The 2,673-nt window shown below is 70.0% G+C and carries 4 protein-coding genes; 1 reads left to right on the forward strand and 3 read right to left on the reverse strand.

Going from position 1 to position 2,673, the window contains the following annotated elements; all coding sequences use genetic code 11:
- The coding region (locus NGJ44_RS23010) for a 16S rRNA (uracil(1498)-N(3))-methyltransferase (RefSeq protein WP_251866044.1) at positions 1 to 740 on the forward strand (740 nt) is incomplete at its 5' end.
- A 62-nt stretch (positions 741 to 802) separates the two neighbouring features.
- On the opposite strand, the gene NGJ44_RS23015 is transcribed toward NGJ44_RS23010, so the two are convergent.
- From NGJ44_RS23015 to NGJ44_RS23025, 3 genes are all read right to left on the reverse strand, one after another.
- A complete protein-coding gene (locus NGJ44_RS23015; protein ID WP_053246203.1) occupies positions 803 to 1,270 on the reverse strand; it encodes a barstar family protein in 468 nt (155 codons plus the stop codon).
- Positions 1,267 to 2,493 carry a patatin-like phospholipase family protein gene (locus tag NGJ44_RS23020; protein WP_053246204.1) on the reverse strand — a complete coding sequence of 409 codons (1,227 nt, stop codon included), beginning with the start codon at positions 2,491 to 2,493 and terminating at the stop codon, positions 1,267 to 1,269. Before NGJ44_RS23020 ends, NGJ44_RS23015 begins: the two co-directional genes overlap by 4 nt.
- Positions 2,474 to 2,673 (reverse strand): phosphate acyltransferase (locus NGJ44_RS23025; RefSeq protein WP_251866046.1); only part of this gene is annotated, 200 nt, incomplete at its 5' end. The genes NGJ44_RS23025 and NGJ44_RS23020, both read right to left, overlap by 20 nt.

Here is a 2,673-nt window from a genome sequence, read left to right on the forward strand (position 1 = left end):
TGCCCGCCCCCCGCTTTTTCTGTGCCACGCCCCTGTCCGCCCATGCCCGCATCGAACTGCCCGAGGCCCTGGCCCACCACGCCTTGCGGGTGCTGCGCATGAAAGACGGCGAAGCCCTGACGCTCTTCGACGGCGCCGGCGGCGAATATCCCGCCGTGCTCGAAGTGCAAGGCAAGGCCGGCTATGCCCGCCTGGGCGATTTCGAGCCCCGCGAGGCCGAGCTGGCCGGCCGCATCGTGCTCGCCCAGGGCCTGCCCTCGGGCGACAAAATGGACTGGGTGGTGGAAAAGGCGGTGGAACTGGGCGCGGCGCAAGTCTGCCCCATTGCCGCGCAGCGCAGCGTGCCGCAGCTCTCCGGCGCGCGGCTGGACAAGCGGCTGGCGCATTGGCGGCGCGTCGCCCAGTCGGCCAGCGAACAGTGCGGCCGCAACCGGCTGATGGACGTGGACGAGCCCCGCACGCTGGCGCAGTGGCTGGCCGGGCCCGCCCGGGGCCTGCGCCTGCTGTGCCATCCGGAAGCCGAAACCGACCTGGCCGGCCGGTTGCGCGGCGACGCCGGGCTGCGCGCGCAGCCCGCGCTCACGCTGCTGGTGGGCCCCGAAGGCGGGTGGTCCGACCAGGAACTGGAACAGGCGCGCGCCGCGGGCGTGGAAGCGGTGCGTTTCGGCCCGCGCGTGCTGCGCACCGAAACGGCCGGACTCGCGCTCATCGCGGCCTCCTGCGCCGTGCTGGGCTGGTAGCGGCACAGCCGGCGAGGCGCGGCCGGCGAGGCGCGGCCGGCGCGGGCGCTGACCCGCGCGGATCAGTTTTTCTCGCCGTAGGGCGCGGCCGCCACGCCCGGCTCGGGGTCGGGATGCCGCCCGGCGTGCTCGATGACGTAGGAAAAGATGCGGCCGTTCTCGTGAGCGAAATCGGCTGCGTCCGAACACACGGTTTCGATGCGGGCGGCGTCTTCCTCGAGCGCCGGGTCGCCCGAATGCAGTTTGTACAGCCACAGCACCACGCCCGCTTTCTGGTCGAGCACCGTGTCGCACAGGCAGTCGTAGAGCGCGTCGAGATTGCCGCCGAAATACTCGGGAAAATCGACCGCCTTGGCAATGGCGCGCAACACGGCCGAGCGGCTGCGCGCCGGGTCGCAGTTGGCCACGTACAGCGCCAGCCCAAGCTCTTTCGCGGCATCGACCACGGCCTGCTTGTCCAGCCCTTCATGGGCAAGCGCGCCGCCGCGCCGCAACTGGCGCTGCAGTGTGGATAGACCGTTGCGAGTCATGCCTGGGCCTCCTTGAAAAAGGCGATCACTTCTTCGTTACGCTGCATCGTATCGGCATAACCCAGTTCTATCAATCGCCTGGTGTAGCTCGCTTCAAACAGCAGATACGACATCAGCGAACCGCCTCCCGGACGGTCGGGATCGGCCGACACGCCGAGCACGCGGAACAGCGCGCGCGCCTGCGTGGGCAGGTCGTCCAGGTGCTCCAGCGCGAGCAGGTCCAGCGACTGGCTGGGCGTGATGCTGAGCACCCGGACCATGCGCAGGCCCGCGCCGGCCTGCGGGTCCACGTGGGCCATGAGATTGTTGAGCCGCTCCAGGCGCTCCACGTCGATCGACAGGCCGTCCAGGAAAATGCTGGACAGCGCATGGCCGCCCACCTGGGCCAGCGAAGGATACGGCGGAGAATCCTCGCGGTTTTCCGGATGCGTCTCGTCGCGAAAGCCCGTGCCGATCACCAGCACGCGGTGCGCGCCCAGGTGGATGGCCGGACTGATCGGCGCGAGCTGGCGCATGGAGCCGTCGCCGCACCATTCGCCCTTGCCGTGCACCTGGACCTGGCGCGCCGGAAACACGAACGGAATGGACGAAGACGCCATCAGGTGGTCGATGCCGATGGCCGCCGGAATGGCGAGCCGCAGATAGCGGTGCCAGGGCTCGATGGGCGTGTGCGCCTGGTAGAAGGTCAGGTGCTCGCCGCTGGTGTAGCCCGACGCCGTGATGGCCAGCGCGGACAGCGCGCCGCTTTCCAGATTGGCCTGCAGGCGGCTGAAGTCCATCACCCGCCCCAGCAGCGCCTCGAGCGGGGCACTGTCCAGCAGCGACTGCGGCCGCTTGCGGGTCAGCCCCGAGTACATCCAGCCCAGCGACAGCAGCCCCAGCCAGCGCACGCCGGTGCGGATCAGGCCGGGCGCGTCGGCGCGGTAGACCATGTCGGTGTTGAGCGAAGACCAGAGGCGGCGGATGCGCCGCACGCCCAGGTGCGGGCGGTCGGCACGGCAGGCCAGCGCCGCCGCGTTGATGGCGCCGGCCGAGGTGCCGCAGATGATGTCGAAGGGATTGTGGAAACGGGAATGCCAGTCGGGGTCCAGCAGTTCCATGATGGCGCTGAGCACCCCGACCTGGTAGGCCGCGCGCGCGCCGCCGCCGGTCAGGACCAGACCGGTGGGCGTGCGCGCGCACGCCGGGCCCGCGGGCAGTACTTCAACGCGGGGTGTTGGCATCGACCACCGTCATGGCCGTCATGTTGATGATGCGCCGCACGGTGGAACTCGAAGTCAGGATGTGCACCGGCGCGTTGGCGCCCAGCAGGAACGGGCCCACCGCCACATTGCCCCCGGCCGCCGTCTTCAGCAGGTTGTACGCAATGTTGCCCGCATCCACGTTCGGGCACACCAGCAGGT

It is taken from the genome of Achromobacter sp. Marseille-Q4962, from assembly GCF_943737005.1.
Taxonomy (GTDB): Bacteria; Pseudomonadota; Gammaproteobacteria; order Burkholderiales; family Burkholderiaceae_B; genus Achromobacter.